The organism is Stutzerimonas sp. KH-1 (assembly GCF_054483855.1).
Genome location: NZ_CM137011.1, coordinates 420,946 through 445,518 on the forward strand (window position 1 = coordinate 420,946; position 24,573 = coordinate 445,518).

General features: G+C 55.9%; 15 protein-coding genes. All 15 read left to right on the forward strand.

The features are described 5' to 3' along the window. Positions 1-275: 275 nt before the first annotated feature. The 15 genes from ACX1DW_RS02165 to ACX1DW_RS02235 all read left to right on the forward strand — a co-directional run bounded on the left by ACX1DW_RS02165 (position 276) and on the right by ACX1DW_RS02235 (position 24,553). Positions 276-1,808 (forward strand): sigma-54 interaction domain-containing protein, encoded by a 1,533-nt coding sequence (locus tag ACX1DW_RS02165; protein WP_458992670.1) that lies wholly within the window; start codon positions 276-278, stop codon positions 1,806-1,808. Beyond that, positions 1,805-5,185 carry a type I restriction endonuclease subunit R gene (locus ACX1DW_RS02170; RefSeq protein WP_458993432.1) on the forward strand — a complete coding sequence of 1,127 codons (3,381 nt, stop codon included), beginning with the start codon at positions 1,805-1,807 and terminating at the stop codon, positions 5,183-5,185. The genes ACX1DW_RS02165 and ACX1DW_RS02170 overlap by 4 nt, the downstream gene beginning before the upstream one ends. An 8-nt stretch (positions 5,186-5,193) precedes the next feature. Continuing rightward, the gene (locus ACX1DW_RS02175; protein ID WP_458992671.1) at positions 5,194-7,356 is read left to right on the forward strand and encodes a DNA recombination protein RmuC; all 2,163 of its coding nucleotides are present in this window, start codon (positions 5,194-5,196) and stop codon (positions 7,354-7,356) included. After that, the gene (locus tag ACX1DW_RS02180) at positions 7,356-8,960 is read left to right on the forward strand and encodes a type I restriction-modification system subunit M (RefSeq protein ID WP_458992672.1); all 1,605 of its coding nucleotides are present in this window, start codon (positions 7,356-7,358) and stop codon (positions 8,958-8,960) included. The genes ACX1DW_RS02175 and ACX1DW_RS02180 overlap by 1 nt, the downstream gene beginning before the upstream one ends. Further along, positions 8,957-10,105 carry a restriction endonuclease subunit S gene (locus ACX1DW_RS02185; RefSeq protein ID WP_458992673.1) on the forward strand — a complete coding sequence of 383 codons (1,149 nt, stop codon included), beginning with the start codon at positions 8,957-8,959 and terminating at the stop codon, positions 10,103-10,105. The genes ACX1DW_RS02180 and ACX1DW_RS02185 overlap by 4 nt, the downstream gene beginning before the upstream one ends. Before the next feature lie 14 nt (positions 10,106-10,119). Beyond that, entirely contained in the window at positions 10,120-11,949 is a 1,830-nt protein-coding gene (locus tag ACX1DW_RS02190) for an AAA family ATPase (RefSeq protein ID WP_458992674.1), read from the forward strand. 153 nt (positions 11,950-12,102) lie between these two features. Continuing rightward, a complete protein-coding gene (locus tag ACX1DW_RS02195) occupies positions 12,103-13,836 on the forward strand; it encodes a DUF3696 domain-containing protein (RefSeq protein ID WP_458992675.1) in 1,734 nt (577 codons plus the stop codon). Continuing rightward, on the forward strand, positions 13,836-14,732 hold the full coding sequence (locus ACX1DW_RS02200; protein WP_458992676.1) for a hypothetical protein: 897 nt from the start codon (positions 13,836-13,838) through the stop codon (positions 14,730-14,732). The genes ACX1DW_RS02195 and ACX1DW_RS02200 overlap by 1 nt, the downstream gene beginning before the upstream one ends. Positions 14,733-14,802: 70 nt before the next feature. Then, positions 14,803-16,782 (forward strand): nuclease-related domain-containing DEAD/DEAH box helicase, encoded by a 1,980-nt coding sequence (locus tag ACX1DW_RS02205; protein ID WP_312722886.1) that lies wholly within the window; start codon positions 14,803-14,805, stop codon positions 16,780-16,782. Positions 16,783-17,045: 263 nt separating this feature from the next. Continuing rightward, positions 17,046-19,256 (forward strand): ankyrin repeat domain-containing protein, encoded by a 2,211-nt coding sequence (locus ACX1DW_RS02210; RefSeq protein WP_312722885.1) that lies wholly within the window; start codon positions 17,046-17,048, stop codon positions 19,254-19,256. Between the two features lie 97 nt (positions 19,257-19,353). After that, on the forward strand, positions 19,354-19,593 hold the full coding sequence (locus ACX1DW_RS02215; RefSeq protein ID WP_458992677.1) for a hypothetical protein: 240 nt from the start codon (positions 19,354-19,356) through the stop codon (positions 19,591-19,593). Further along, positions 19,590-20,816, forward strand: a complete 1,227-nt coding sequence (locus ACX1DW_RS02220) for a B12-binding domain-containing radical SAM protein (protein WP_458992678.1) — start codon at positions 19,590-19,592, stop codon at positions 20,814-20,816. Before ACX1DW_RS02215 ends, ACX1DW_RS02220 begins: the two co-directional genes overlap by 4 nt. A 1-nt stretch (position 20,817) precedes the next feature. Continuing rightward, positions 20,818-21,384: a dTMP kinase gene (locus tag ACX1DW_RS02225; protein WP_458992679.1), complete on the forward strand. Its 567-nt coding sequence runs from the start codon at positions 20,818-20,820 to the stop codon at positions 21,382-21,384. An 827-nt stretch (positions 21,385-22,211) separates the two neighbouring features. Continuing rightward, positions 22,212-23,099, forward strand: a complete 888-nt coding sequence (locus tag ACX1DW_RS02230; RefSeq protein ID WP_312722881.1) for a hypothetical protein — start codon at positions 22,212-22,214, stop codon at positions 23,097-23,099. Positions 23,100-23,572: 473 nt separating this feature from the next. Next, complete coding sequence (locus ACX1DW_RS02235; RefSeq protein WP_014819624.1) at positions 23,573-24,553, forward strand: IS5-like element ISAch1 family transposase; 981 nt, start codon at positions 23,573-23,575, stop codon at positions 24,551-24,553. The last annotated feature ends 20 nt before the right edge of the window (positions 24,554-24,573 follow it).

Sequence of the window (24,573 nt, forward strand, 5' to 3'; positions counted from 1 at the left end):
GCTGGCCTTTTTCAACGGCCTGTTAGACATGAGTAGGCGGTGGCGGAAATCGTTCGGGCTGCTCCTGTCCGGATGGGATGGCGCGCCGCTGGGGCGTCACAAGGAAGTACCGGGGACGAATGTTGGCCAGCTGCGTATTTTCCCAGGTGGGTTTGTAGTCTCGCCACTACGCTGCGGGTGGTCGCCAGATTGGATGAGGGAGAGATGGCGAAATGCCTTATAGTGTCCCGGTTCGCAGTTCATCCGCCATTAGGATGATTGGGAGTACAGGGATAGTGGCAAAAAGAAATGTGCTGGTTTGCTGGGTAGGCGGCAACGACCTGAAGGCTGGTGACGGTAAGGAGGCAGGGCCGATCCTGTCGGCCCTGCGGTCCGTGGATTTTGATGCTGTGGAGCTGCTGTGCTCTTATCCAATTGAGCATCTTGATGCTTATCTCGCTTGGCTTTCGACGCAAACGAATGTCCCGATTCGCAGTCATCATGAAGTACTTTCTTCCCCAGTAAACTTTGGCGAGATCTACCAGGCAGCCAGCAGGCATCTCAAGCAGCTCACTACGCCTGATATCCGGCTCTCCATTCTGCTGAGCCCCGGCACACCGGCCATGCAAGCGGTGTGGATTCTTCTCGGCAAGACCCGCTATCCGGCGACCTTTTATCAGTCCTCATTAGAGCAAGGCGTTCAGCAGGTCGAGGTGCCGTTTGATATCGCGGCCGAGTATGTCCCGGCTGCCAATACCATCAGCACCGACAAGCTGGTCCAGCTCGCTGGGCTCGACGCACCTGTAGATGCAGCGTTCGACAGCATCGTGACGCAGAGCGAGCGCATGCTGGCGCTCAAGGCGCAGGCGCAGATACTCGCGACAAAGCAGGTCCCAGTACTGATTTACGGTGAAACCGGCACCGGCAAAGAGCTGTTTGCCCGTGCCATTCACAACGCAAGCCCACGTTCTGCAGCGCCCTTTGTTGCGGTGAACTGCGGTGCTATCGCGCCGGAGCTAATCGATTCCACCTTGTTTGGCCACAAGAAGGGCGCATTCACCGGCGCTATTGCGGATCGCCCCGGGGTATTCCAACAGGCCCATGGCGGCACGCTGTTTTTGGATGAATTCGGTGAGCTAACGCCGGATGTGCAAGTGCGCCTCCTGCGCGTATTGCAGGAAGGCACCTTCATCCCGGTCGGCTCCAGCCAGGAAATCAAAGCCGATGTGCGGCTGATCACCGCCACTCACCGCAACCTGATGCAGGAAGTTGCTCACGGGCGCTTCCGTGAAGACCTGTTCTATCGCGTCGCTGTGGGCGTGCTGCACCTACCGCCGCTCAGAGAGCGTGAAGGTGATCTGTTGTTACTGTCGGAAAAGCTCTTGGGCGGCATTGCCAGCCAGGATGCCAGTCTTGGCGATAAGAAAGTTTCCACAGAAGCAAAAAATCTTATCCTTCAGCACCCCTGGCGTGGCAACGTTCGCGAGCTGCAGTCCACATTGTTGCGCGCGGCTCTCTGGTGTCCGGGTGATCTGATTGCTGCTCACGATATCGAGCAAGCACTGTTCAAGCTGCCGCAAGCGCAGGGCGATGTGCTTGCCATGGATGTTGCGCAAGGCATTGATCAACAACAGGTAATCGCGGAAGTAGCAGGGCATTATCTGCGCAAGGCGCTGACGCTTACCGGTAACAACAAAGACCCGTGCGGCCAGCCTGCTAGGCCTAAAAAGCCAGCAGACGCTGAGCAATTGGATGGACAAGTACGGTATCGAATAAAACTTGGCACGGTCCTCGCTCTAGGACCGTCATGGACAGAATCGCCTTTATGAAATCAGTAAACTTCGAGTTTCTCCGCCCCGGCAACGAGCTGCTGGCGAACTTGGCCGGCCTCGCCGAGGCGGTACTGCACATCGATCCGGGCAGTGCACTTACTCGCCTGCGTAGCTTTGCCGAAGAGCTGACCAAAGCCATCTACAAAGAAGAGCTGCTGCCGCGCCTGCCGCAGTCGAGCTTCTATGAGCTGGTAAAAAATCCGGTGTTTGTCGATTGCGCCAGCAAGTCCTTGGTTCATCAGATCAACTTTCTGCGGATCCAGGGAAACGATACTGCCCACGGTGCCGAAGGCGAGCTGCGCAACGCACAGGCGGCGCTCAAGACTGCCTACCAGCTGGCCATGTACATGGCCATCAAGTACTACGGCACAGCGCAAGCGACAATTCCGGAATTTTCCGAAGTACAGGATCCGACTGCCGCGCTGGTCAGCCTGCAGAAAACCGTTTCCAGCTACGAAAAAGAACTCAACCAGCAGCAGGAAGAGCTGCAGCGCGTCATGGACAAGCTGGAGCAGGAGCGCACCCGCAACCTGGACAAGCTCGAACCTCCGGCCAAGCCTGATCAGCAGAAGCGCCAACAGCAGAGCCAACAGGTTGCAGACAGCCTGCAATGGAACGAAGCCAAGATCCGCGCGCTGCTGATTGACGCCATGCTGCTGCAAGCCGGGTGGGATGTCAGCAATCCAGCGCAGGTCGGCCTGGAAGTGGATGTGGACTTCCCCGGTAACGTCTCTGGCAAAGGCCGTGCGGACTATGTGCTCTGGGGCGACAACGGCCAGCCGCTAGCCGTTATCGAAGCCAAAAAATCGGGAAATGTGAGCCTGCAGGCTGGCCGAGAACAGGCCCGTATGTACGCCGACGGTTTCGAACGGATGGGCAAGCAGCGCCCGGTCATTTTCTACAGCAACGGCTATGAAACCTTCATTTGGGATGACAAACAGTACAACACCTATCGTCCGGTATACGGTCTCTATAGCAAGGACAGCCTGGAATATCTCACCTACCAGCGGCAGTACCGCGAACCTGAACCCGAGAGATTCAATCCTGATCTGAGCATCGCAGACCGGGATTATCAAATCGAAGCCATCAAGACAGTCGCTAAGCATTTCCAGGATCAGCGACGCAAGGCGTTGATCATCCAGGCCACCGGCACCGGCAAGACTCGTGTTGCAATCGGTCTGGCCGAACTGCTGCTGCGTACCGGCTGGGCGAAGCGCGTGCTGTTCCTTTGCGACCGAAAGGAATTGCGCGTCCAAGCCGATGATGCGTTCAAGCAGAATCTGCCGAGCGAGCCCCGCTGCGTGATTGGCGAAACCGGCAAGGTGGACCAGACCGCGCGCATATATATCGCCACCTACCCGGGCATGATGAACCGCTTTGCCCAGCTTGATGTTGGCTTCTTCGACTTGATCATCGCTGACGAAAGCCACCGCAGTATCTATAACAAGTATCGCGACCTGTTCGATTACTTCGATGCGCTGCAGGTGGGCCTGACAGCCACGCCGGTCAAGTTCGTTAGCCGAAACACCTTCGATTTGTTCGACTGTGACACCACGGACCCAACCTTCGAGTACGGCCTAGACAAGGCGATCAACAACGATCCGCCTTACTTGGTACCGCCCAGGGTGAAAGACCTGACAACGGATTTCCTACGCGATGGCATCCACTACAATGACCTGAGCGAAGACCAAAAGCGACAGCTTGAAGAGGATTTGGGCGAGGAAGAGGCCAAGCGCACCACCATTGCTGGCAAGGACATCGGCCGCAAGATCTTCAGCGAAGACACCGACCGCATCATTCTGGAAAACCTGATCAACAACGGCATCAAGGATGAGACCGGTTCACTGGTGGGCAAGACCATCGTCTTTGCCCAGCGGCAGGACCATGCCGAGCATCTGGAAAAGCTCTTCTGCAGGCTCTACCCGCAGTACGGCACCAAGGTCTGCAAGGTCATCCACAACGAAATTCCGCATGTGGATACGCTGATCAAGGAGTTCAAAAAGCCTGATAACGACTTCCGTATCGCCATCTCGGTGGACATGCTCGACACCGGTATCGACGTGCCTGAAGTGGTCAATCTGGTCTTCGCCAAGCCGGTCAAATCCTGGGTCAAGTTCTGGCAGATGATCGGCCGCGGCACGCGCCTGCGCCCGAACCTGTTCGGCCCGGGCAAGGACAAGACCGAGTTCCTCATATTCGACCACTACGGAAACTTCGATTTTTTCGAGGAGGAATATCAGGAGCCAGAAGACACGGGTGGCAAGTCTCTACTCCAAACCACCTTCGAGGCACGTTTGGAGTTGGCCCAGGCCGCACTGAAAAAGAATCATGCTGCTGCCTTCGATGCGGCTGTCGCATTGCTGCGTTCGGATATCAACGATTTGCCTGAGGATAGCGTCGCGGTGAAGCGCGAGCTGCGCCTGGTTCACCAGCTGCAGCAGACCGATCTGCTGATGAGTTTCAACGCGAAAACCCAACACCTTTTGACTGGCACCATCGCGCCACTGATGTCTGCCCGGGTCCTGAGCGATAAGCATGCCACCGCTTTTGACAAGCTTATGGCGGGTATCCAGCGTTGTATGGTCGACCAAGCCAGCTGCTTTGAGGACGGCAAGAACGCCTTGCTCGCTGAGCTGGACAAGCTGGCGGTCAACATCCAGGCGGTACGTCAGAAGGATTTGATCATCGCCGAGGTTCGCAGCGCAGATTTCTGGCTCCAACCGACCATGGAAAAGCTTGAGAACGCTCGCAAAGAGCTGCGCCGCATCATGAAGTACCGCCAGACAACAGGCGGTGGTGGTTTCGCAATGCCCAGCACCACGACCGGTGACGGTGGCGTACAGGTCGGCGTACGCGAAGTGAAAATTGCCGGGGCCAACGAGGCGATGATCTACCGCCGCCGCCTGAAGGACATCCTCGACGGCATGCTCGCCGCCAACCCGACCCTGCAGAAAATCCATAAAGGCGAGCCCATCGCGGAGGCAGAGCTGAAAACGCTCACCTCAACCATTCTCACCAGTCATCCGGGGGTGAGTCTGGAAGTGCTCAACGAGTTCTACGGCCGCACCGCAGATCAGCTCCACCTCACCGTGCGCGAGATTGTCGGCCTGGATGCGCAGGCAATCGAGCAGCATTTCAAAAGCTTCCTTCATAGCCATCCAACCCTTACAGCCCAGCAGGTGCGCTTTATGAACCTGCTTAAAACCTACATTGCCCAGCACGGCAGCATATTGATCGAAAAGCTCTACGACGCGCCTTTTTCCAGCATCGCTCACGACGGTATCGACGGTGTATTTACGCCTGAGGATGTCACCGAGCTGGTCGCCGTGCTCAAGCCCTTTTTGCGCGGGGATAACCCGCCAGCCAGTCACTAGGAGTGATCATGCAAGCCAGCCAATGGACGACTGAAATCATCACGATCAGCGCGGTACTCGCCTTAGCCAGTCTTGTGATCGGCTACTTCATCGCCACCCTTCGGCAGGGCCGACAGATCGGCACGCTGACCGCACAGCTTGAGCAGGCACAACAGGGGCAGGCCTCAGCAATGGCCTCCAGCACGGCGCTGAGTGAGCAACTCAAGGCTGCAGAAGCACGCAGTCAGGAGCTTCAAGTCGCAGAAAGCACACTGAAGGCCAAACTGCAGGCGGCTTTCGATAACGTGACGCGACTGAACCACGAGCTGCAGGAGAGCAAGGACGCAAAGGCAGCCCAAAATCTAAAACTTGAGGACGCCAATCGGCAGCATCACGAAACCGCCAAGCGCCTCGAAACCGCGCAAGCCGATAGCCGATCGCTGCACGAGCAAGTCACCGAACTGCGTGATCGTCTGACTACGGCGCAAGCCACCATCACCTCGCTGCAAGGCGAGCGTGACAGTCTCAAGAATGACCTGGCCAGCCTAGATGCCAGTTCCCAGGTGGCCGCATCAGAAGTGCGTGAAACCCGTGAACAACTCGCCGAGACCAAGCAAAAACTGGCTGAGCAGATGCAGTCACGCGCCGAGCTACAGAGCCGTTATGAGCCGCTTAGCAATGCCCATGCAGAGCTGAAGACTGCCTTGGAAAAGCGTGAGGAATTAGTGGCCGATCTCAATGATCGACTCGCCAAGACCCAGCTCACCTGTGATCAGCTGAATGCTGAGCGCGACCGCCTAAAGGACGAGCTTGCCAGCGAGGGCACTCGGGCCAAGGCTCTGGAAACCGCCGAGCGCGAAGTACGCGAGCAGCTGGCTGAAGCCAAGCAAACGCTGGCCAAGCAGGTGCAGTCTTTCAGCGAGCTTCAGGAACGCCTGCACCAGCTCAACGCGGATCATACCGAGCTAAAAACCACCCTGAGCCAGCGCGAAGAGCACTTCCAGGAACAGATGGCGCAACTGTCTGATACCAAGAAATCGCTCACTCAAGAATTTGAGAACCTGGCCAACAAGATTTTCGAGGAGAAGGGCAAAACCTTCACCACCACCAGTCAGGCCAGTATCGACGGCATGCTCAAGCCTTTCCGTGAGCAGATCGAGGGCTTCCAGAAACGCATCAACGACGTGCATGACGCGTCCCTACAGGGCAACACCAGCCTCAATGGTGAAATCAAAAAGGTGCTGGAGATCGGCCTGCAGATGAGCAAGGAGGCCAATAACCTGGCCTCCGCACTCAAGGGCGACTCGCAGCAGCGCGGCGCTTGGGGTGAAGCCCAGCTGCGCAGAACGCTGGAAATGAGCGGCTTGATCGAAGAAGCCCACTTCGAGGTGCAGAGCTCCTTTAAGGACGCTGAGGGTAAGAGCAAACAGACCGATTACCTGATCAAGATTCCTGACGGTAAGTACATCATCATCGACAGCAAGGTGTCGCTGAATGCCTATGACCGCGCGGTCAGTGCTGAAACGCCAGAGGCCTATCAGATGGCTATGATCGAGCACGTCAAGGCCGTACGTAAGCACATCGACGACCTCGCCTCCAAGGATTACACCAATCTTATCGGCATGCGCAGCCCCAACTTCGTACTGATGTTCATGCCCATTGAGCCTGCGTATATCGAGGCTATGAAGCACAACAAGGACCTGTTCGAGTACGGCTACAAGAAAGGCATCGTGTTGGTTTCGCACACCACCCTGATTCCTATCCTGCGCACCGTTTCCAACCTGTGGATGATTGAGCGCAGCAACGCCGAGGCGCGTGAAATCAGCGAGAAGGCTGGCGAGATCTACAACCAGGTCTGCCTTGTGGCTGAGCGCATCGGCAAGCTGGGCGGCACGCTGAATACGGCGAGCAATCACTACAACAGCGCGATAACAGCATTGGCGGGTCAACAGGGGCTATACGGCAAGGTTGATCGCTTCAGCCAGCTGTCAGCCAAAGTCAGCAAGACCCTGCCTGCGTTGGAGCCTGTCCATGTTGATTTCCAGAACGAGCGACTATCGCTGATCGTCGAAGCCCTCGACGAATCGGCTGAGCTAAACGAGAGCCTGCTGCAACTACCCGGCGACGGACATGAAGGCGAGCAGCCCTCTCACACAGAAACCACCCCTAAACACGAATTCGAGTTCTTCTGATGCTCACCGGCAAAATCCGCAACGATATCGACAAGCTCTGGGAAAAGTTCTGGACGGGGGGCATAACCAACCCGCTGACCGTGATCGAGCAGATCAGCTACCTGATGTTCGCCCGCATGCTCGACATGCAGGAAGACGTGGCCGAGCGCAAAGCCAACCGCACCGGCAAGCCCTTCGACCGTCTGTTTCCCAATACGCCGGAAGGTCAACTGCTGCGGTGGAAGAACTTCCGCAACATGAGCGGGCGGGAGCTGCACAAGCACCTGAAGCAAAACGTCTACCCCTACTTTGCGAAGCTGGGAAAAAAGTCCGATGCGGTCGATGGCCTGGGCGAGGAGGGCAGCGCTCTGGAGGGGCTGGGACACATCGGCGAATACATGCAGGACGCCGATCTGGAGATCAAGAACGAGTCCGTGCTCACCTCTGCCGTGGAGATGGTCAACGACCTGCCGCTGACCCAGAGCGACGTGAAGGGCGATATTTACGAATACCTGCTGAGCAAGCTCACCACCGCCGGCATCAATGGCCAGTTCCGTACGCCGCGCCATATCATCGACGCGATGATCGAGCTGATCGCCCCGCAGCCGAACGAAGTCATTTGCGACCCGTCCTGCGGCACTGCCGGCTTTCTCGCCCGCACCATGGAATACCTCAACCGCGTGCATTCCAGCGAAGCGGGCACCTTCACCGACGAAGACGGCAACCTGCATTACTCCGGTGACCTGCTCGAACCCTACCGCCAGCACATCAACAGCCAGATGTTCTGGGGCTTCGACTTCGACACCACCATGCTGCGCGTCTCCAGCATGAACATGATGCTGCACGGCGTGAACGGCGCGAACATCCGCTACCAGGACTCCCTGAGCAAATCCATCAAGGAGCACTACCCACGTCAGGAACAGGACTTCTTCGACGTGGTGCTGGCCAACCCGCCGTTCAAAGGCAGTCTGGACGAAACCAACACCAACCCCGATGTGCTTGGCCTGGTGAAAACCAAGAAGACCGAACTGCTGTTCGTCGCTCATATCCTCCGCTCGCTCAAGCTCGGTGGCCGCGCCGCCGTGATCGTGCCGGACGGCGTGCTGTTTGGCTCATCCAAGGCCCACCAGCAACTGCGCCAGGAGCTGCTCGACAACAACCAGCTGGAAGGCATCGTCAGCCTGCCCAGCGGCGTGTTCAAACCCTACGCTGGGGTCAGCACCGCCATCCTGATTTTCACCAAGGGCGGTACTACCGAACGTGTGTGGTTCTACGACCTGCAGGCCGACGGCTACTCGCTGGACGACAAGCGCACCGAGCTGAAAGGCGAGGGCAGCAACGACCTGCCCGATGCTATCGCCCAGTGGCATAAGTACCGGCAGATGGTCGAGGGCAATATCAGCGCCAGCACCATTAACACCCTGTTCGGCGACAAGCGCAAAAAGGCCTTTGTTGTGCCGGCTGAGGATATCGCCACCAACAAGTACGACCTCTCCATCAACCGCTACAAGGAAGTGGAGTACCAGCAGGAGCAGTACGAAGACCCGAAGGTGATTCTGCAGCGGCTCAAAGGGCTGGAGCAGGAAATCATGGCGGATCTGGATGAGCTGGAGGGGATGCTGTGAGTTGGCCTCTAGCTAAGCTGGATAATCATGTGGATATCCTTTCTGGCTTCGCATTCAAGTCCGAGAACTTTAATGACAGGGGGGAAGGGTTGCCCTTGGTTCGTATTCGGGATGTTGTGCCAGGAGTTTCTGATACTTACTACTCTGGAGAGTATTCGAGTGATTTTCTATTGTCTGATGGTGACTTGCTTATCGGGATGGATGGTGACTTTAATCGTGCGCGATGGAATGGCGGGCAGGCACTGTTAAATCAACGAGTTTGTAAGGTTACTGCTAAAGGCGAAAGTTTGGATCAGCGGTACTTGTATCATTTCCTGCCAAAAGCGCTGGACAAGATTCATGCTGAAACGCCTGCAGTTACAGTAAAGCACTTATCGGTAAAGGGGATTCGAGCGATTGAAATCCCCCTCCCACCCTTGCCCGAACAAAAGCGCATCGCGGCCATCCTCGACAAGGCCGACGCCATCCGCCGCAAACGCCAGCAAGCCATCCAGCTCGCCGATGATTTCCTCCGCGCCGTGTTTCTGGACATGTTCGGCGACCCGGTGACCAATCCGAAGGGGTGGGAAGTACGTAGATTGGAGCAACTATCTACTCGCATAACGAAGGGCGAGTCTCCTAAGTGGCAGGGGTTTGAATATGGTAGTGAGGGCGTTAGATTTATTACTAGCGAGAATGTCTTATGGGGTTCGCTAGACGAGAGAATAAAATTTATTCCTTTGGAGTTTCACCAGAAGTTAAAACGTTCGCAGGTTCAAGAAAATGATCTCTTAATAAATCTTGTTGGTGCGTCGGTAGGCCGAGCTTGCCTGGCCAAGCTAGATGGAATGCCTGCAAATATTAATCAGGCTGTTTCGGTTACTACGCTTGATTCCTATCGGCTGTTGCCAGAGATGGCGCTTTATCAGCTGCTCATGCCTTCAATGCAAAGGGTTTTGTTGGGGAGCGCCGTGGACGCGGCAAGGGCAAATATTAGCCTTGCAGATGTTCGTGATTTGCAGATGTTAACTCCGCCGATGGACTTGCAGCTGGCCTTTCTTGGTGCTCTAAGGAAAGTGCAAAAATATATGGAAATTAACTCGATTTTCTCGAATTTAAAATTGTTTGAATCTCTTAGTCAGAGTGCATTTTCAGGCCAGTTGTAAATAAGGAAGTTCCCATGCGCCTCAGGTCCGTCAAACTCACTCATTTCCGCGGCTACCGCGCCACCACTGTTATTTCCATCGACGAAGCCATGACTGGCATTGTCGGTCGCAATGACTATGGCAAGTCGACCATCCTCGAAGCACTGGCCATCTTCTTCGAGTGCGGCGACGTCAAGGCCGACAAGAGCGATATGAACTGCTTCAGCCTGGCTGAGGGCGCTGAGCAGTTCGAGATTGCCTGTGAGTTTGATGATCTGCCTGAGGCGCTGGTGCTGGATGAAAATGCCCAGACGTCCTTGGCGCAGGAATACCTGCTCAACGCCGAGGGTGCGCTGGAGATCGTCAAAACCTTTAAGGCCAGTACTGGCAAGCTGGAGCGCACGGCCATTCGCTGCCAGCATCCTACGGATGAAACGCTGGCTGGGTTGCTGAGCCTGAAGATGGCCGACCTGAGAAAGCTTGGTGAGCAGCAAGGCGTTGCCGAGCAGGTAGCAGACAAGCGTGTTGCTTCCCAGTGGCGGCAGGCTATTCGTGATGCGGCTCAGCCCATTGCCTGTAAGGAGACGCTGCTCGACGTCAGCAAAGGACTTTCGACAGATAGCAAATCCATCTGGGAAAAGATCGAGGCCCAGTTGCCTACCTTCGCCCTGTTCAAGGCGGATCGCGAGAGCAGTGATGGCGACGCCGAGGCCAAAAACCCGCTGCAGCAAGCGGTCAAGGAAGCGCAGGCTGCGCTGCAGAATGAAATCAGCGCGTTGGAGCAGCAGATCGAGGCCAGTGTGCTGGATGTCGCTGAGCGTACCCTCGACAAGCTGCGGGAAATGGCTCCCGAGCTGGCCAATGAGCTGACCCCGCGCTTCAAGGAAAAGCCCAAGTGGAGTTTCAACTTCACCCTGGACGGTGAGAACGGTATCCCAATCAACAAGCGCGGCAGCGGCGTACGTCGCCTGATCCTGCTCAACTTCTTCCGCGCCGAGGCGGAGAAGGCGGTAGTGGGCACCCCGCGCAATGTGATTTACGCCATTGAAGAGCCGGAGACCTCCCAGCACCCGAACTACCAGATGATGCTGATGAAGGCGTTGCTGGAGCTTTCCAACCAACCCAACCGGCAAATCATCGTCACCACCCACGTCCCCGCCCTGGCCGGCTTGATGCCCATCGATGGCATCCGCTACGTCACCAAGGATGAGAACGGCATCCCCATCGTCAGGATGCCCAACGACGATGTGCTCAAGGAGGCTGCCGAGAGTCTGGGCGTGCTCCCCGAAACGGGGATGGAGCGGGCGAAAGGCGTTGTGCTGGTAGAAGGCAAATCAGACGTCACCTTCCTCCGTCATGCGGCTAATACCCTGAAGGCTGGCGGACATCTCCCGTCCAGTCTTGAGGATGCCGGCATTGTTCCGATTCTGATTGGCGGCTGTGGCAGCGTGAAGCACTGGGTCACCCTCAATCTCGCCGATGACCTCGGGCTGCCCTGGTGCGTGTTCCTGGATTCCGACATCGGTGGCAGCCCGGAGCAGGTCGCTTCAATCGCAAAGCGCAAACAGGAAGTCGAAGCACGCGGGCGCCCCTTCTACTCGACGCGCAAACGGGAAATCGAGAACTACCTGTGCCCTGACATGATTGATGCGCGAACCGGGGTTAGGGTGAATTTCACCGACACCTGCGACGCTAAGAAAATCATCGGCAAAGCGGTGGGTATCAAGGGCGACGATCTGATCGACAAGCTCTGGCCGCACATGACCGCTGAACAAATTCTTCAGCGTTCGATGTACCAAGAGGGCGCTGAGCAGCGCTCGGAGCTGAAAGAGCTGGTCGAGAACCTGCTGGCGTTGGTCGTGTGAACTCAAAATGGTGTGCGACCCAGCCGAAAGCGGTTTTCTCTTTCCACGTGCCGAGTAGAGGCATCTTGAGCGCTATTTAGCGGTTGAGCCATCGCCATCAACAATTACATGAAAGCCATTTGCCGGCCTCTGCCGAGCTAGAGCATACAAGCCATGCGCATTACGGAAATCGCCCTTACAAATTTTCGCTCCTTTCAGGTCACCCAAGCCATCCCGCTGGCGCCGGTAACCTTGATGTTTGGGCCTAATAGCGTCGGCAAGAGCTCGGTGCTTCAGGCGCTGTTCTATCTGCAGCAAATCCTCGCCAAAGGCCACTGCGACCCGCAGCGCATTGATGTGTTGGGTGAAAAACACATCGGTGGCTTTGCCAGCCTGGTGAATGGTGGTGATCTGAATAAGCGCATTGTCATCAAGCTGCAGGTTGATAAGGCCGGCAGCATCGGGGCCAGCTACAACCAGCTGTATGAGCTTATCAACGAGGACTTTTGCCTCACTGTCGACAGCCCAACCGCCGACGCAGCTCGCTTTGCTGTGGAGTTGCATATCGCCTGGTCTAAATCAGCCGAAACCGCCTATGTGGCCTGCTACAAGCTGTGGCTGGACAATACCCTGATCGCTGAACTGAGCAGCGATGCGGGGATGAAGCAGCCGGTGCTGGCGTGGCTCAATTACCAGCATCCCGCTTTGCTGGCCGAACTTGATTTGGACGAAGCTCCGGAGCGCGAAGCCGAAGGCTTTGTAAGCTTCTTCCATGAGCTATTAAACGCTCAGCGTCCCACCCAGCAGGTCAGCCGCCGCGATTCCTGGCATTTGCCTGAAATGACATTTGCCCATGCCGAGCTGGGTTTTAAAGGCTTTGCTGGCGCCTTACCGCTGCTGGGCAAGCGATTGGAAACCACCGTCGAACACGACGACCCGCGTATCACCACACGGCTGCATGAAATTCTCTCGGATGTGTTGGTAGCTCCGTTGGATAACCTGCTGGCACTGCTTAATCAGAGTCTGTGCATCGGCCCGCTGCGCATGGTGCCCGATGCCTTGCGCCAGCCTAATCCTTACCCTGAGCAGAAAGACTGGTACAGCGGCGCGGCTGCCTGGGATGTGGTCAGCTCGCTCAGCCGCCAGCACAAAGCGCCCGCCTTGCTGGCCGAGATTAACCAGTGGATGGGGCATCTCGGCCTAGGCTATTCACTGCGTGCAAAGTCGGTGGTGAGCAAGGTGGTGTATTCCGGTGGTGACGACAGTCTGGGCGAGTTGCGCGCCATGCTCGATGCGCATGGCGATAAGCTTGAAATCAGCTTCAGCGGTGCTGATGAGGAAGGCAATCCGTCAGAGCAGAAAGCACCTATAGACATGGAGAAGCTGAAAGCGCTTCTGCAGGAGCTAGCGCCTGATAGCGCTGCCCCCAAGGGTGCCGTTATTGATCAGGTGCGCAATCAATGGGCGCTTTGGGATGACGCGCGGCAGTGCGAGGTAGCCTTCTCCGAGGTTGGTGTGGGGATTTCACAGCTGTTTCCGCTGATTGTGGCGGCTGTAGTGGCGCGCCAGGGGCTTGTGACCTGCGAGCAGCCAGAGCTGCATGTGCATCCACGAGTTCAGGTGGGCATAGGTGATTTGCTCACCCAGGCCAATCGCCAATGCAACTTCCTGATTGAGACCCATAGCGAACATCTGATTCTGCGGATTTTGCGGCGTATTCGCGAAAGCACTGAGGGTGATTTGCCCAATGGCCTGAAGCAGCTGAAACCTGAGGATGTGTCGATTATCTACCTCGACACGGCAGCAGGCGGGGTAAAGGCCACGCGTATCGAGATCGATCGCTACGGAGAGTTCACCAGTCGCTGGCCAAGTGGCTTTTTCGCTGAACGTGGCGAGGAGCTTTTCTAATGCACGACATTTTTGCCATAGAGCCTGAGGCCATCAATAACTGGCCAGGCCTTCGTTATGCCGTGGAGAAATTTGGCTACAGCAAGGGACTCTTGATCGCGCGCTACCCGAGTAAGTGGGAGCGAATGGTGATGGAGGCCTGCAAACGTAACGGTGTCGGTGAACTCGACATGTTGCGAGTCGTGGAGCGATTGCAAACAATCAAGAGCGACCGGCTTGTGCGGATGGGGCTTCCGTATGGCGATGGTGATTGGCTGGACAACGTTGCTGCTGAGGACGTTTTAAATAGGTTGTCAGCCATCTTGGTGCGAAACCAGATCGTCACAGAAAAATTTCATCGCCTAGATGATGCCCATGAGAATCTGTTTGAAAATCGTCGGGATTTTCGAGTGAAGCGGACAGCGAATGCGTTGGCTCAGGCAGCTAAATATGTTATGGCCGCCTCGGATTGCGTTGTGCTGGTGGATCGTTACTTTCAGTCCAAGCGAAAGTGCACAAAAGTCCTTAGCGCCATGTTTACTGCATGTCAGGAAGTAGGTGCATTGCCTACTCAGGTAATTATTTTCTCGGACTACACCAAGGACTCGCGCGGTTTGGATTTGGTATGGCAAGAGTATAGAGATTTGCTTGGCGGATGGGTTGAGCGCGGAACTGAAATCACCATTTGTCGTTTGGCTGGAGATCAGTTAGATCAAGATGTCCATGCGCGATACCTATTTAATCAGAAGGCAGGACTTCGCTTTGATCGGGGCTTTGTTGAACCAGAAGATCATGGTGAGCGTGAGCATGAGACTGACGTGAGTTGCATGGATGCAGAATTTGTCAACGAGCTATATGCCCGATTCATTGATGGGCGTGACAGCTTGAAGGTTGTTGATGCGGTTGTGCTGGAGTAACCACACGGCTTTGAGATACGCCTGTGGCCAACAATAGGGGTAATTATAAAAATGCCAGGTAAGGTGTTGTATGGCAAAAATCATTCCCGACATTGAAAAGGCCAAGCTTTACAAGCAGCCACCAACAGAGGGTGAGCTGTTTTTACTTAATTACCTGAGGGAAAATTTTGACCCAGAGGCTGAGGTCTACTTTCAGCCTTGCTTCAATGGCGAGCGCCCTGATATCGTAATAATCAAAAAAGGGGTTGGCGCTATTGTTGTAGAGGTCAAGGACTGGAACCTTTCCAGCTACAGTGTAGATACGAAGAACCAATGGCGTCTGCTCAAAAATCAGACTCTCCTGAGGTCGCCTTTTGCTCAGGCATTCTCCTACAAGAAAAACCTTTTTGAGGTGCACGCAAATGGCCTACTCGATAAAAGCATGGCCAGCGAGACCTTTTATGGCCTGATAAAGGTATATGTTTATTTTCACAATGCTACAAAGAGCCAGCTTTCAGCATTTTATGAGCCTGCGCTATGTGAGCTACGAGACGAATTGGACGCCAACCAACAGTCATATCGTGAGCAAAAAGTCGAGTATGAGCCATATGAGAAGAAGCGGCTCTACCTTGCCACCAAGAAAAAGCAGCTAGAGCGCGATTTAGGTTCTTTAGCTGTTACGCGAGACTCACTGAAGAAAATTGTATTCGCAGGTGGTAAACAAAATCCTCAATTTGAGGAGGGCGTATATGCAGAGCTCATGCGCCTTCTGCAGCCGCCATTTCATTACGCAAATGAAGGAAAGCCTATCCTCTACGCAAAGCCGCAGGCGCGGCTATCAGAGAGCGTTGAAGGCGCTAGGGCCAAGGTATGCGGAGTTGCAGGGTCGGGCAAAACCTCCGTATTGGCGAAGCGTGCGGTGAGCGCGCATAAGCGCCATGGCGAGCCCGTGTTGATACTCACCTTCAACCTGACGCTTCGCATGTTCATCAGAGACAAAATTAGTGAGGTCCGCGAAGACTTCAGCTGGGGTGCCTTTCATATTCTCAACTACCACAAGTTTATGGGCGCAGCTCTAAGTGGTGCCGGAATCGATGTGAAGATTCCAGAGGGGTTGGTGGATGCCGCTGCATACCTTGAAGAGCATTATTATTCAAATGAAGCTGTTTTAGATAACTATGTCGCGGAGAGGTACAAAACCATCCTCATCGACGAGGCTCAGGACTACAAGCCTGAGTGGCAGCGGATTATAAGAAAGCACTTCTTGTCCGAAGAGGGCGAGATGGTTCTGTTTGCGGATGAGAAACAGAATATCTATGAACGCGCTGTCGATGAGGAGAAAAGGGCAAACATCATTTCCGGTTTTGGACGTTGGCAACGCTTGTCTAAAAGTTTCAGATATAACCAGAATTCTCCGGTGTTGCGTTTGTCTGTTGCCTTTCAGGAGCAGTTTCTCTCAGAAAAATATATTTTTGATGGGGATGAGTCTTATCAGCAGACCGCTTTTCTGCCAGGGATTGGAGTCAGCGCCGTAGGGACTTGGTCAGCTGATAGGCTGCTTGAAGTTGCTGAAGTCATTATCGCTACCGCGAAGCGCGAAGGTATTCATCCGAATGACATCACTATAGTGTCATCAAGGGAAGATGTTCTGAGGGAGATCGATTTTTTTATCCGGAAAGGGCCTAGGCATCATGAGCGGACGATTACAAGCTTTGCATCGAAAGAGGATGTCGAGATAGTTCGCGGAAAAAAACTTGGGCGCGCTGAAGAAAATAAAGCGCTGCGGCAGTTGAGCTCCAGCCGTAAGCAGGGATTTAATCTGAATAGCGGCGTAATGAAGCTGTCCACTCTCCACAGCTTTAAAGGTTTCGAATCGCCGACGGTATTCGTTATAGTGAACGAGCAAGATGGACCGGAGCTGCTGTACACAGGTTTGACTCGGGCTAAAGAAAATATAGTTGTGTTATTGCCGGAAGGTAGTCGGTATTCGGATTTTTTTGCCAAATATTTGGATCCTATGAATTCTTTGGAGAGACGCATATGCCAGGGATGTCTACCGGAGCGGGGGTAGTCCAATGGCGCGCTTCGAAAAAGATACAATCGCAACGTAAAATGCAGCAATACGAGTTGCAGTTTTAGAATAAGAACAGACTGCCTGACCAAGCGTTTCTATCTGCCTGGCTGCGTACCTGTTATCCGCCAAGACCAGCCTGTTTGTATTTCGGGCTAAGTTGGGCTGCGCGCCGAGGAACTGACTTGCTGGCTATTCAGTTTAGACAGGCGGCTGGAGTGCTGCGTGACGAGGTGTGTTTGCCTCAATAACAAGGATGTCTAATGAGACATGAAATAATTTTTTCAACTCCAGGCGCAGCCCTACGCGTATTGATCACGGCATCCGGTTATCGTCCTTGCTTCAATAGCAGGGGACTCGACAAGGATCTGGATGATCTGGCCCTCGATAAGCGCCCGGGCAGCAACTTCGAGCTGCTGCAGGATTGCCTGGCGCAATGGCTACGAGCCATCCGTGCAGACTGCGGAGCTGACTGGAGCAACCTGATCGAGTCGGCTTGGTATCGGCATAGCGGTCTTTTGCGCTCCTTCGCACGCGAGATCGATACCTCGGGGATGATTCCGGCACGCGCCCGCGCGGCTCTGTTCCGGCTGCTGGTGATACCGGAATTGTCAGGATTCATTAACCGTGCCAGCCGTGAACTCCCAGTTCTCGACGTGAAGACCTGGTGGGAGGCGCCTTTCGTGGCCTGGCTGCAGATGGCGGCAAGCCAGAGCGGCTTGCAAGAAGCCCAGCTGCTGGTGCGACTTGCCGATCATCTAGATATCGATGAGCGCACTCTGGAGCGTTGGCAGCAGGGCGAGTCGATTGGTACGAAGCTGTGGCCTTACCAGGCGACAGTGCGGGCGCTGCTGGCCGACAGTAACCTGACGGCGAAGCACTTGGAGCGCCTCACGGGCTGGATGGTCATGGTCGTGGCGCTGCAATCCTTGCCGGCGGAGCTGCGCGACAGCGTCAAGCGTGACTTTTATTTGCACGGCCAACTGCAGCTGAAGTCCGAGCAGCAGCTTCCTGCGCAGTTGAAGCGGGAGGCTGCCGACCGCAATAGCCTGCCTTTGCGTAATCAGGTCGCTCCTGTGCTGGAGGATCTTTATCAGCTGTTTACCGATGCCCGAGGCAATGAGCGTCAGATCCGTGATCGGCTCGATTGGCTGCGAGCAGTGTATGAGCGCGGCACCCCGATGGCGCGTGCGGCCCATGAGTATCTATGGTCGTGGTTATCGGCCCGGCTCGCAGCCAATCTCGAAGAGAAGGATAAAGCGCTTGAGTTGTATGCTACCGCGTCCAGGCAGGCCTGGTGGCGAGCCGGCCCCCATCAGCATGGGATACTTCGCGAGGCGCTGTGTTATGCCGTTGGCGTGGGCGACAAGGTGCGCGCCAAGCATTACTGGGATAGATGCTATCTGCTCGGATTGAACCACCCGCCGAAGCAGGAATTGGATGAGCAGGTACTGCGCCGGTTGTCTTTCGAGTTCGAGCGGATGTTTGCCCCACAGGAGGCTGTGCAGCGCATTCCACCAGCCATGCGCGTCGAGGTGATGGACAAGCCATTCTCACCATCACCCAGGGATCTGGCCTATCCGAACGCGCTGCGCAAGAAAGCCGATGGACGAGTTCGCTATACGCCCCTGATGGATGCGGTGTTGTGGGGGCAGCTTGAGGATGTCAAAACGCTAGTGCAGGCGGGGGGCGATCCGAATATCTGCATTCCCGAGTCTGGCGAGAATGCGCTGATCATGGCACTGCGGCGGGCCTGGGAGCGTCAGGATCCGGATATTTTGCAGTACTTGCTGACACTGGACATCAGCCCGGAAACGGCCAATCGCCCGGCTTCGACCAAGCGGGAAACACCACTGCAGATCGCCATGAATATGGCGGATGCCGGGGTTGTCGAGCGGCTGATCGCGCTGGGTGCAGATTTCGAACACGCCTGTTTCACGTCCCCCAGCGCGCTAATTTATGCGATGGCGCTGCTGCACGACAGCATCCATACGCACGATCCTGCGCAGTTGAACGCTTATCTTGAGGGGCGTGTCCCGGCAGACTCCTTCGATGCCAGGGGGGGAGCCATTCTGGATTGCGAGCTGTCAGCTCAGCGCCAGGGCTGGCACGCGATGCTCGCTGATCCGTGGAAAAAGCTGATCTTCGAGGCTGTAGCGCAGCATTACAGACGGAATATTGTTGAACGTCGTGAAGTGGTCATGACGCTGCTGGCTAAGGGTGCCGATCCGAATCGTCGCTATCCCTGCTTCAACGACCACCGCGATCGTTGGACGCCTACGCTGTTCGCGGTCCAGATCGGTGATCTGGAGGTGCTCAAGGCCATGATCGATGTAGGTGGTGACCCTTGGGCCTCGCTGGAGGAGGACCATCCTTTGAGCGAAAAGAATGCCCTGTGGGTCGCCGTCGCCTATCAGCGGAAAACCATAGTCGAGCACCTGCTTACGCTGCTGCCGCAGCGCTCCTCGCACTGATCGTGCATTTTCTGATTTTTCTTTCGGCTGCCTGTCGGGCTTCGACAGCCACCTCTGTCGCATCGTGTGCGCAACGCCACGCGACGGAGGAACCGCCATGTATTTCAGCAAGGACAAGGACATCAACCAGCTCGTGCTAGAACTGCTTCAGCTTGGCTGGACCTATGCCAAAGGACGGCATTACAAGCTTTTCCCACCCAATGGCTGCGGTATGGTCATCGTGCCTGCCACGCCGGGCGACCGGCGTGCCTTTCAGAACTTCCGTCGTGATGTGCGACAGCGCCTGCGAGGTCACTCCGAGCGATATCAGCACGCAGTGCAGGAGGTTATGCCATGATCCCGGTCGTTCTGGTCTCGCTTGACTGGCGCCGTCCGCAGGATGGCAAGACTGGACTTGGAATCGGCTCAATCGCTGCTGCCCTGCAGGCGGCAGATGTGCCCTGGAGGATCATCGAGGCTCAGGTCAACAGACCGGACTTTTCACTGGAGCAGGTGTTCGCCGCACTGTTGCAGGCCATCGACGAGGCTGGTCCAGGCTGCTTGGTCGGCTTCGGTACCTATGTGTGGAACGATGCTGAGGTGCAGAGCCTGATCCGCCTGGTCAAGGGGAGGGGTGTGAAGATCGTCCTCGGCGGTCCACAGATCTCCTATATGGTCAGAGGGCAACTGGAGATCACCTACCCGGAGGCGGACTATTTCGTTCGTGGCCAGGGTGAGATGGCGATGGTGGCGCTGGCTCGTGAGGAGTTGCTCGATGACTCCGGCATCCACGTGGCTGGCACGCTCGATCAGGGCCGCAACGCGGATCACGATCTGCTGGCCTTGCCCTCGCCATATCTGCTCGGCACGGTCGAACCGCAGGCCAGCATACGCTGGGAAACCCAGCGCGGCTGTCCTTTCAAGTGTGCCTTCTGCCAGCACCGTGAGCCGGGTAAGCGGCTCACGCACCAGCGGTTCGATGCGCAGCGCCTGGCGCGCGAGCTGGCCCTGTTTGCGTCTGCGGGCGTACAGCGCATCTCGGTGCTGGATCCGATCTTTCACGCCAAGCCCGCGCGGGCCGTCGAGGTCTTGAACAGCATCAAGGCTGCAGGCGTAAAAGCTCAGCTCTCGTTACAGTGCCGTTTCGAGACGTGCACCCCGGAGTTTCTGGATGCGCTCGATGGACTCGACGTGACGCTGGAGTTCGGTCTGCAGACGACCGTGGAGGCCGAGTATCGAGCGATTGACCGGCCAAACCACATGGAGAGTGTTCGCAACAGGATTCAGGAGCTGCACATGCGACAGATCGACTTCGAGGTTTCCCTGATCTTTGGCTTGCCGAAGCAGACGCTGGACAGTTTCCGCTCCAGCGTGGATTGGTGCTTGCAGCATCAGGTACCGCGACTGCGGGCCTGGCCACTGATGCTGTTACGCGGCACACCGCTCCATGAGCAGAGGGCGCGTTACGGGTTTAGGGAAAGCCTCGACCAGCGCATCCCTATCGTGGTCGCCAGCGACAGCTTCTCCGAGACAGAGCACGCCGAGATGGCCCGCATTGCTTTGGAACTTGAGGAGCATTGATGTGGGCGGTTTTATTGTGGTCGAGGGGCTGGATGGGGTCGGCAAGTCCACAGTGGTTCAGCAGTTGGCAAGATGTTTTTATGGGCATGCGATGAGTACGCCAGGAACGTCACTTCGCGAGTGTCGCCAGGCTGTGATGGAAGCCTTTGCCGATGACGAGCTGGCCAAAGCACTGTTCTACGCGGCTAGCGTATCCAGCCAAGGTCGGCAGGCTCGCAAAAGGGCTGAGGGTGGCGAATGGGTGTTTATGGATCGTTACTGGGCCTCGACGCTTGCCTACGCTAAAGCTCGGGGTGTCACGGCTGACATCGAGCCATTGACTCAAAGCCTGATCCAGCCTGACCTGACGGTGTTACTGCTGCTCGATGAAACGGAGCGGCAACGACGTCTGCATGCTCGCGGTGCCACGGTGGAAGACATGGAAACCTTAGATCCGGTTTTTCGCGATTGCGTACTTGATGAGCTTCATGCCCACGCCAACCTAGTGATCGATGTCACGGGCTTTACCCTATCGGACCTGTCGGCACGACTGTCCAGCGACATAAGGAAAAAAACAGGCTTTAGATAACCGCGGTAGGTGAAGTTATTTGCTACAAGCACTGAGCGGCCTGACATGGAGGTACGGGAAAAAACCGCCCTAGTGAACTGCTGCCTATTTTCTCTTGGCGGAGCCGCTAACAAAACAAGGTCTACTAACTGGCCAGCGGCACCGAAGTTACCAGGTAACCGAGTCGATGAGCTCTCTGCGGCAAAAGGTGCGCGCTGGTGCAGGAACCTGGGTTTAATCTACATGGCTAATTTCATTTTTCACTCAATTAGGCGGGGCACTTCAGTGCTGTGGTCAGCGAAATTGCGTCATCTGGATTAGCGCTGAAGCTCTGAGGAGGGACCGACGTTATCCCTATCTTCTCACGCGCTGTTTCATACGCTGTGTCCAGTGGATGGCTCGATGTACCAATATCCGTCGCTGTGAAAGCTGCCCGTACTCATAATGTTGAGCGACACACAAAGGGACGGCTAAAAATACCCCACGCTACTGTGCTTACTACCAGGTTTTAGCAAAATCAACAGTAGTCGGGCGCGTTCCGTATGGGCGCAAATGGCGAATTCTTGTCGCTTTGTTACTGGTCGGTCGATTTATTTTTGTGCCAGGTGCTCCGTTACGAGTGAGCTATACGGAATGTCAATGTCTGCTTCGGACAGGGAAACTTTATCGTCAGATTTAGTCTTGCTGAGTTGGGGTGATAAGGTAAATTATTTATTTGTGCTGTTGCTGGTCGAGGATCGAGGGGTGGCTGGGATGTATTTCAACACCTGCAGTGCTCATCGGATAGTTAACAGTATAGTTAATAATGATTCAATGAGTGATTGTAGAGTATGGACATAAGAAATCTGTTGTCGGCTGAAAAACACTATATCAATGTCCCGATTCCCTTGTTCCAATACCTGTGTGGCTTAAACATTAGTCGCGCGCATGAGCACGTTTTTCTCCTGCATTGGTGTGAGGGACAGATTAGCGGCGACTGGAAATCCAAGATCACGATTGAGAAGGTTGCCGCCAAGCTATCGCTGAGCGAGTCCACAGTGAAACGCGCATACCGCGAACTGGCCGACCTCGGGCTGATACGTCGTTACTCACAGGGCCGCAATCGGTATAACCCTATGCGCTCGGACGTAACGATCACTGAGGTAACCATCCCTGATGCCATTGTTGATGAGCTGAAGAGCGCTCGTAATCGCGCCGCAGCTACTGAAGCGCCACATGCGCCGGCGACTGAAGCTCCTCAGGCGAATGCGCCAGCAAAGCGCAGGCCCGCATACGAGGCGCTTCATGAAGAGCACGAGGTGAAAACGCAAATCGGAGCCGGTGACGCGCTTCGAGCGCCACGCAAGGCGTCGGTTGGCGCCAGGTCCAAGCCTCGCGCTAACGAGTGTTCCATCTCCGAGATGCAGGTTGAGCTGAATCAGCCGGCCGATTTGCAAGTGAAGCGCTCCATGGAGGCTTCTACGCACGAGGAGGGCACGAACGGCGGCAGGATCGAATCTTGGTTCGCTATCAAGCTACGGCGCGCGCTCAGGGAGCGTCTGGACGAGTCTAAGGTTGATGGGCCATGGCACGAGATGCTCTGGAGCATCGGACATGGTTCGCTCTCGGAGCAGCACCATCAGAAGGCGTTCAACGTGGCAATGAAGCTGTTACGCATGAATCGCTGGACGACCCCCTGGGACATGCCTGACGGTTGGAAATGGGGCGGTGCTGATCCGTTTGCGAGAGTGTCCTGAGCGACCCCTCGCAGGGGGTCACGCTTGGCCCACAACAAGTACTACACCTATCGGTGTTAATAACCCGAGCGCCTTCAAACACGAGATTAGTCATGAATCTTACGTTGGCTGAGACTCCGCAAATCCCCGGCCAGCAGGAGAATGGACCATCCGCCGACTGCGTAGGTAGGTCGAGCAATGAACGTGACGCAAATCACTACCTGGAAGGGAACAACAGCGCGTAGCGCTCCCAGTCAGGCGCCCCACGAACAGAAGCCCCTGGACAATCGCTGCACGGTCCCGGAGCTGATCTGGGAATGACGATTGTACTGGGGCCGGAAGTAGGCATCAGCCTGGGAGGGAACAGGCGCAACCATATAAATACGGACCGAGACCGTAAGATTAGGATCTCGGGGAAGAGCAGTTAGGGAAACTCTGAAGAAGACTTCCTGATTTGGCAAAATGCCCAGACTCTCCACCCGCCCGAGTTTCCGATGAAGCAGATGACCTTCGCCGACGCCGAGTACGCCGGTAAGCGCAAGCAGACCCGCAAGGAATTGTTCCTGATCGAGATGGATCGGGTTGTGCCATGGAAGGGTTTGATTGCCTTGATCGAGCCGTATTACCCCAAGGGCGAAGGCGGCCGACCCGCCTATCCGCTGATGGCGATGCTGCGCGTACATCTGATGCAAAACTGGTTCGGCTACAGCGATCCGGCGATGGAGGAAGCGCTGTACGAGACCACCATCCTGCGTCAGTTCGCCGGGTTGAGACTGGAGCGCATTCCGGACGAGACCACCATCCTCAATTTCCGCCGGCTGCTGGAGAAGCGTGAGTTGGCGGCCGGTATCCTTGGCGTGATCAATGGCTACCTGGGAGATCGCGGCCTGTCGCTGCGCCAAGGCACCATCGTCGATGCCACGCTGATCAATGCGCCGAGTTCGACCAAGAACAAGGACGGCAAACGCGACCCGGAGATGCACCAGACCAAGAAGGGTAACCAATATTACTTCGGCATGAAGGCCCACATCGGAGTGGATGATGAGTCGGGTCTGGTACACAGCGTAGTCGGTACGCCAGCCAACGTGGCGGATGTCACTCAGGTCGACAAGTTACTGCACGGCGACGAAAACGTCGTTTGCGCCGATGCCGGCTACACGGGCGTCGAAAAGCGCTCCGAACATGAAGGCCGGGCGGTGATCTGGCAGGTCGCGGCACGCCGCAGCACTTACAAGAAGCTTGGCAAGAGCAGCCCGCTCTACAAAGCCAAGCGCAAGGTCGAGAAGGCCAAGGCGCAGGTGCGGGCGAAGGTCGAGCACCCGTTTCGGGTGATCAAGCGCCAGTTTGGTTACACCAAAGTTCGCTTTCGAGGGCTGGTGAAGAACACGGCGCAGTTAGTGACGCTGTTCGCCCTGTCGAACCTGTGGATGGCGCGCCGACATTTACTGGCGAATACAGGAGAGGTGCGCCTGTAATGTGGGAAATGGCCGGCGCG

Excerpts from the sequence above, each read along its gene's own strand:
- ACX1DW_RS02235 (WP_014819624.1), top strand. The coding sequence starts at position 23,573 with ATGAAGCAGATGACCTTCGCCGACGCCGAGTACGCCGGTAAGCGCAAG.
- ACX1DW_RS02180 (WP_458992672.1), top strand. The coding sequence starts at position 7,356 with ATGCTCACCGGCAAAATCCGCAACGATATCGACAAGCTCTGGGAAAAG.
- ACX1DW_RS02215 (WP_458992677.1), top strand. The coding sequence starts at position 19,354 with ATGTATTTCAGCAAGGACAAGGACATCAACCAGCTCGTGCTAGAACTG.
- ACX1DW_RS02220 (WP_458992678.1), top strand. The coding sequence starts at position 19,590 with ATGATCCCGGTCGTTCTGGTCTCGCTTGACTGGCGCCGTCCGCAGGAT.
- ACX1DW_RS02210 (WP_312722885.1), top strand. The coding sequence starts at position 17,046 with ATGAGACATGAAATAATTTTTTCAACTCCAGGCGCAGCCCTACGCGTA.
- ACX1DW_RS02175 (WP_458992671.1), top strand. The coding sequence starts at position 5,194 with ATGCAAGCCAGCCAATGGACGACTGAAATCATCACGATCAGCGCGGTA.
- ACX1DW_RS02205 (WP_312722886.1), top strand. The coding sequence starts at position 14,803 with ATGGCAAAAATCATTCCCGACATTGAAAAGGCCAAGCTTTACAAGCAG.
- ACX1DW_RS02170 (WP_458993432.1), top strand. The coding sequence starts at position 1,805 with ATGAAATCAGTAAACTTCGAGTTTCTCCGCCCCGGCAACGAGCTGCTG.
- ACX1DW_RS02190 (WP_458992674.1), top strand. The coding sequence starts at position 10,120 with ATGCGCCTCAGGTCCGTCAAACTCACTCATTTCCGCGGCTACCGCGCC.
- ACX1DW_RS02195 (WP_458992675.1), top strand. The coding sequence starts at position 12,103 with ATGCGCATTACGGAAATCGCCCTTACAAATTTTCGCTCCTTTCAGGTC.
- ACX1DW_RS02200 (WP_458992676.1), top strand. The coding sequence starts at position 13,836 with ATGCACGACATTTTTGCCATAGAGCCTGAGGCCATCAATAACTGGCCA.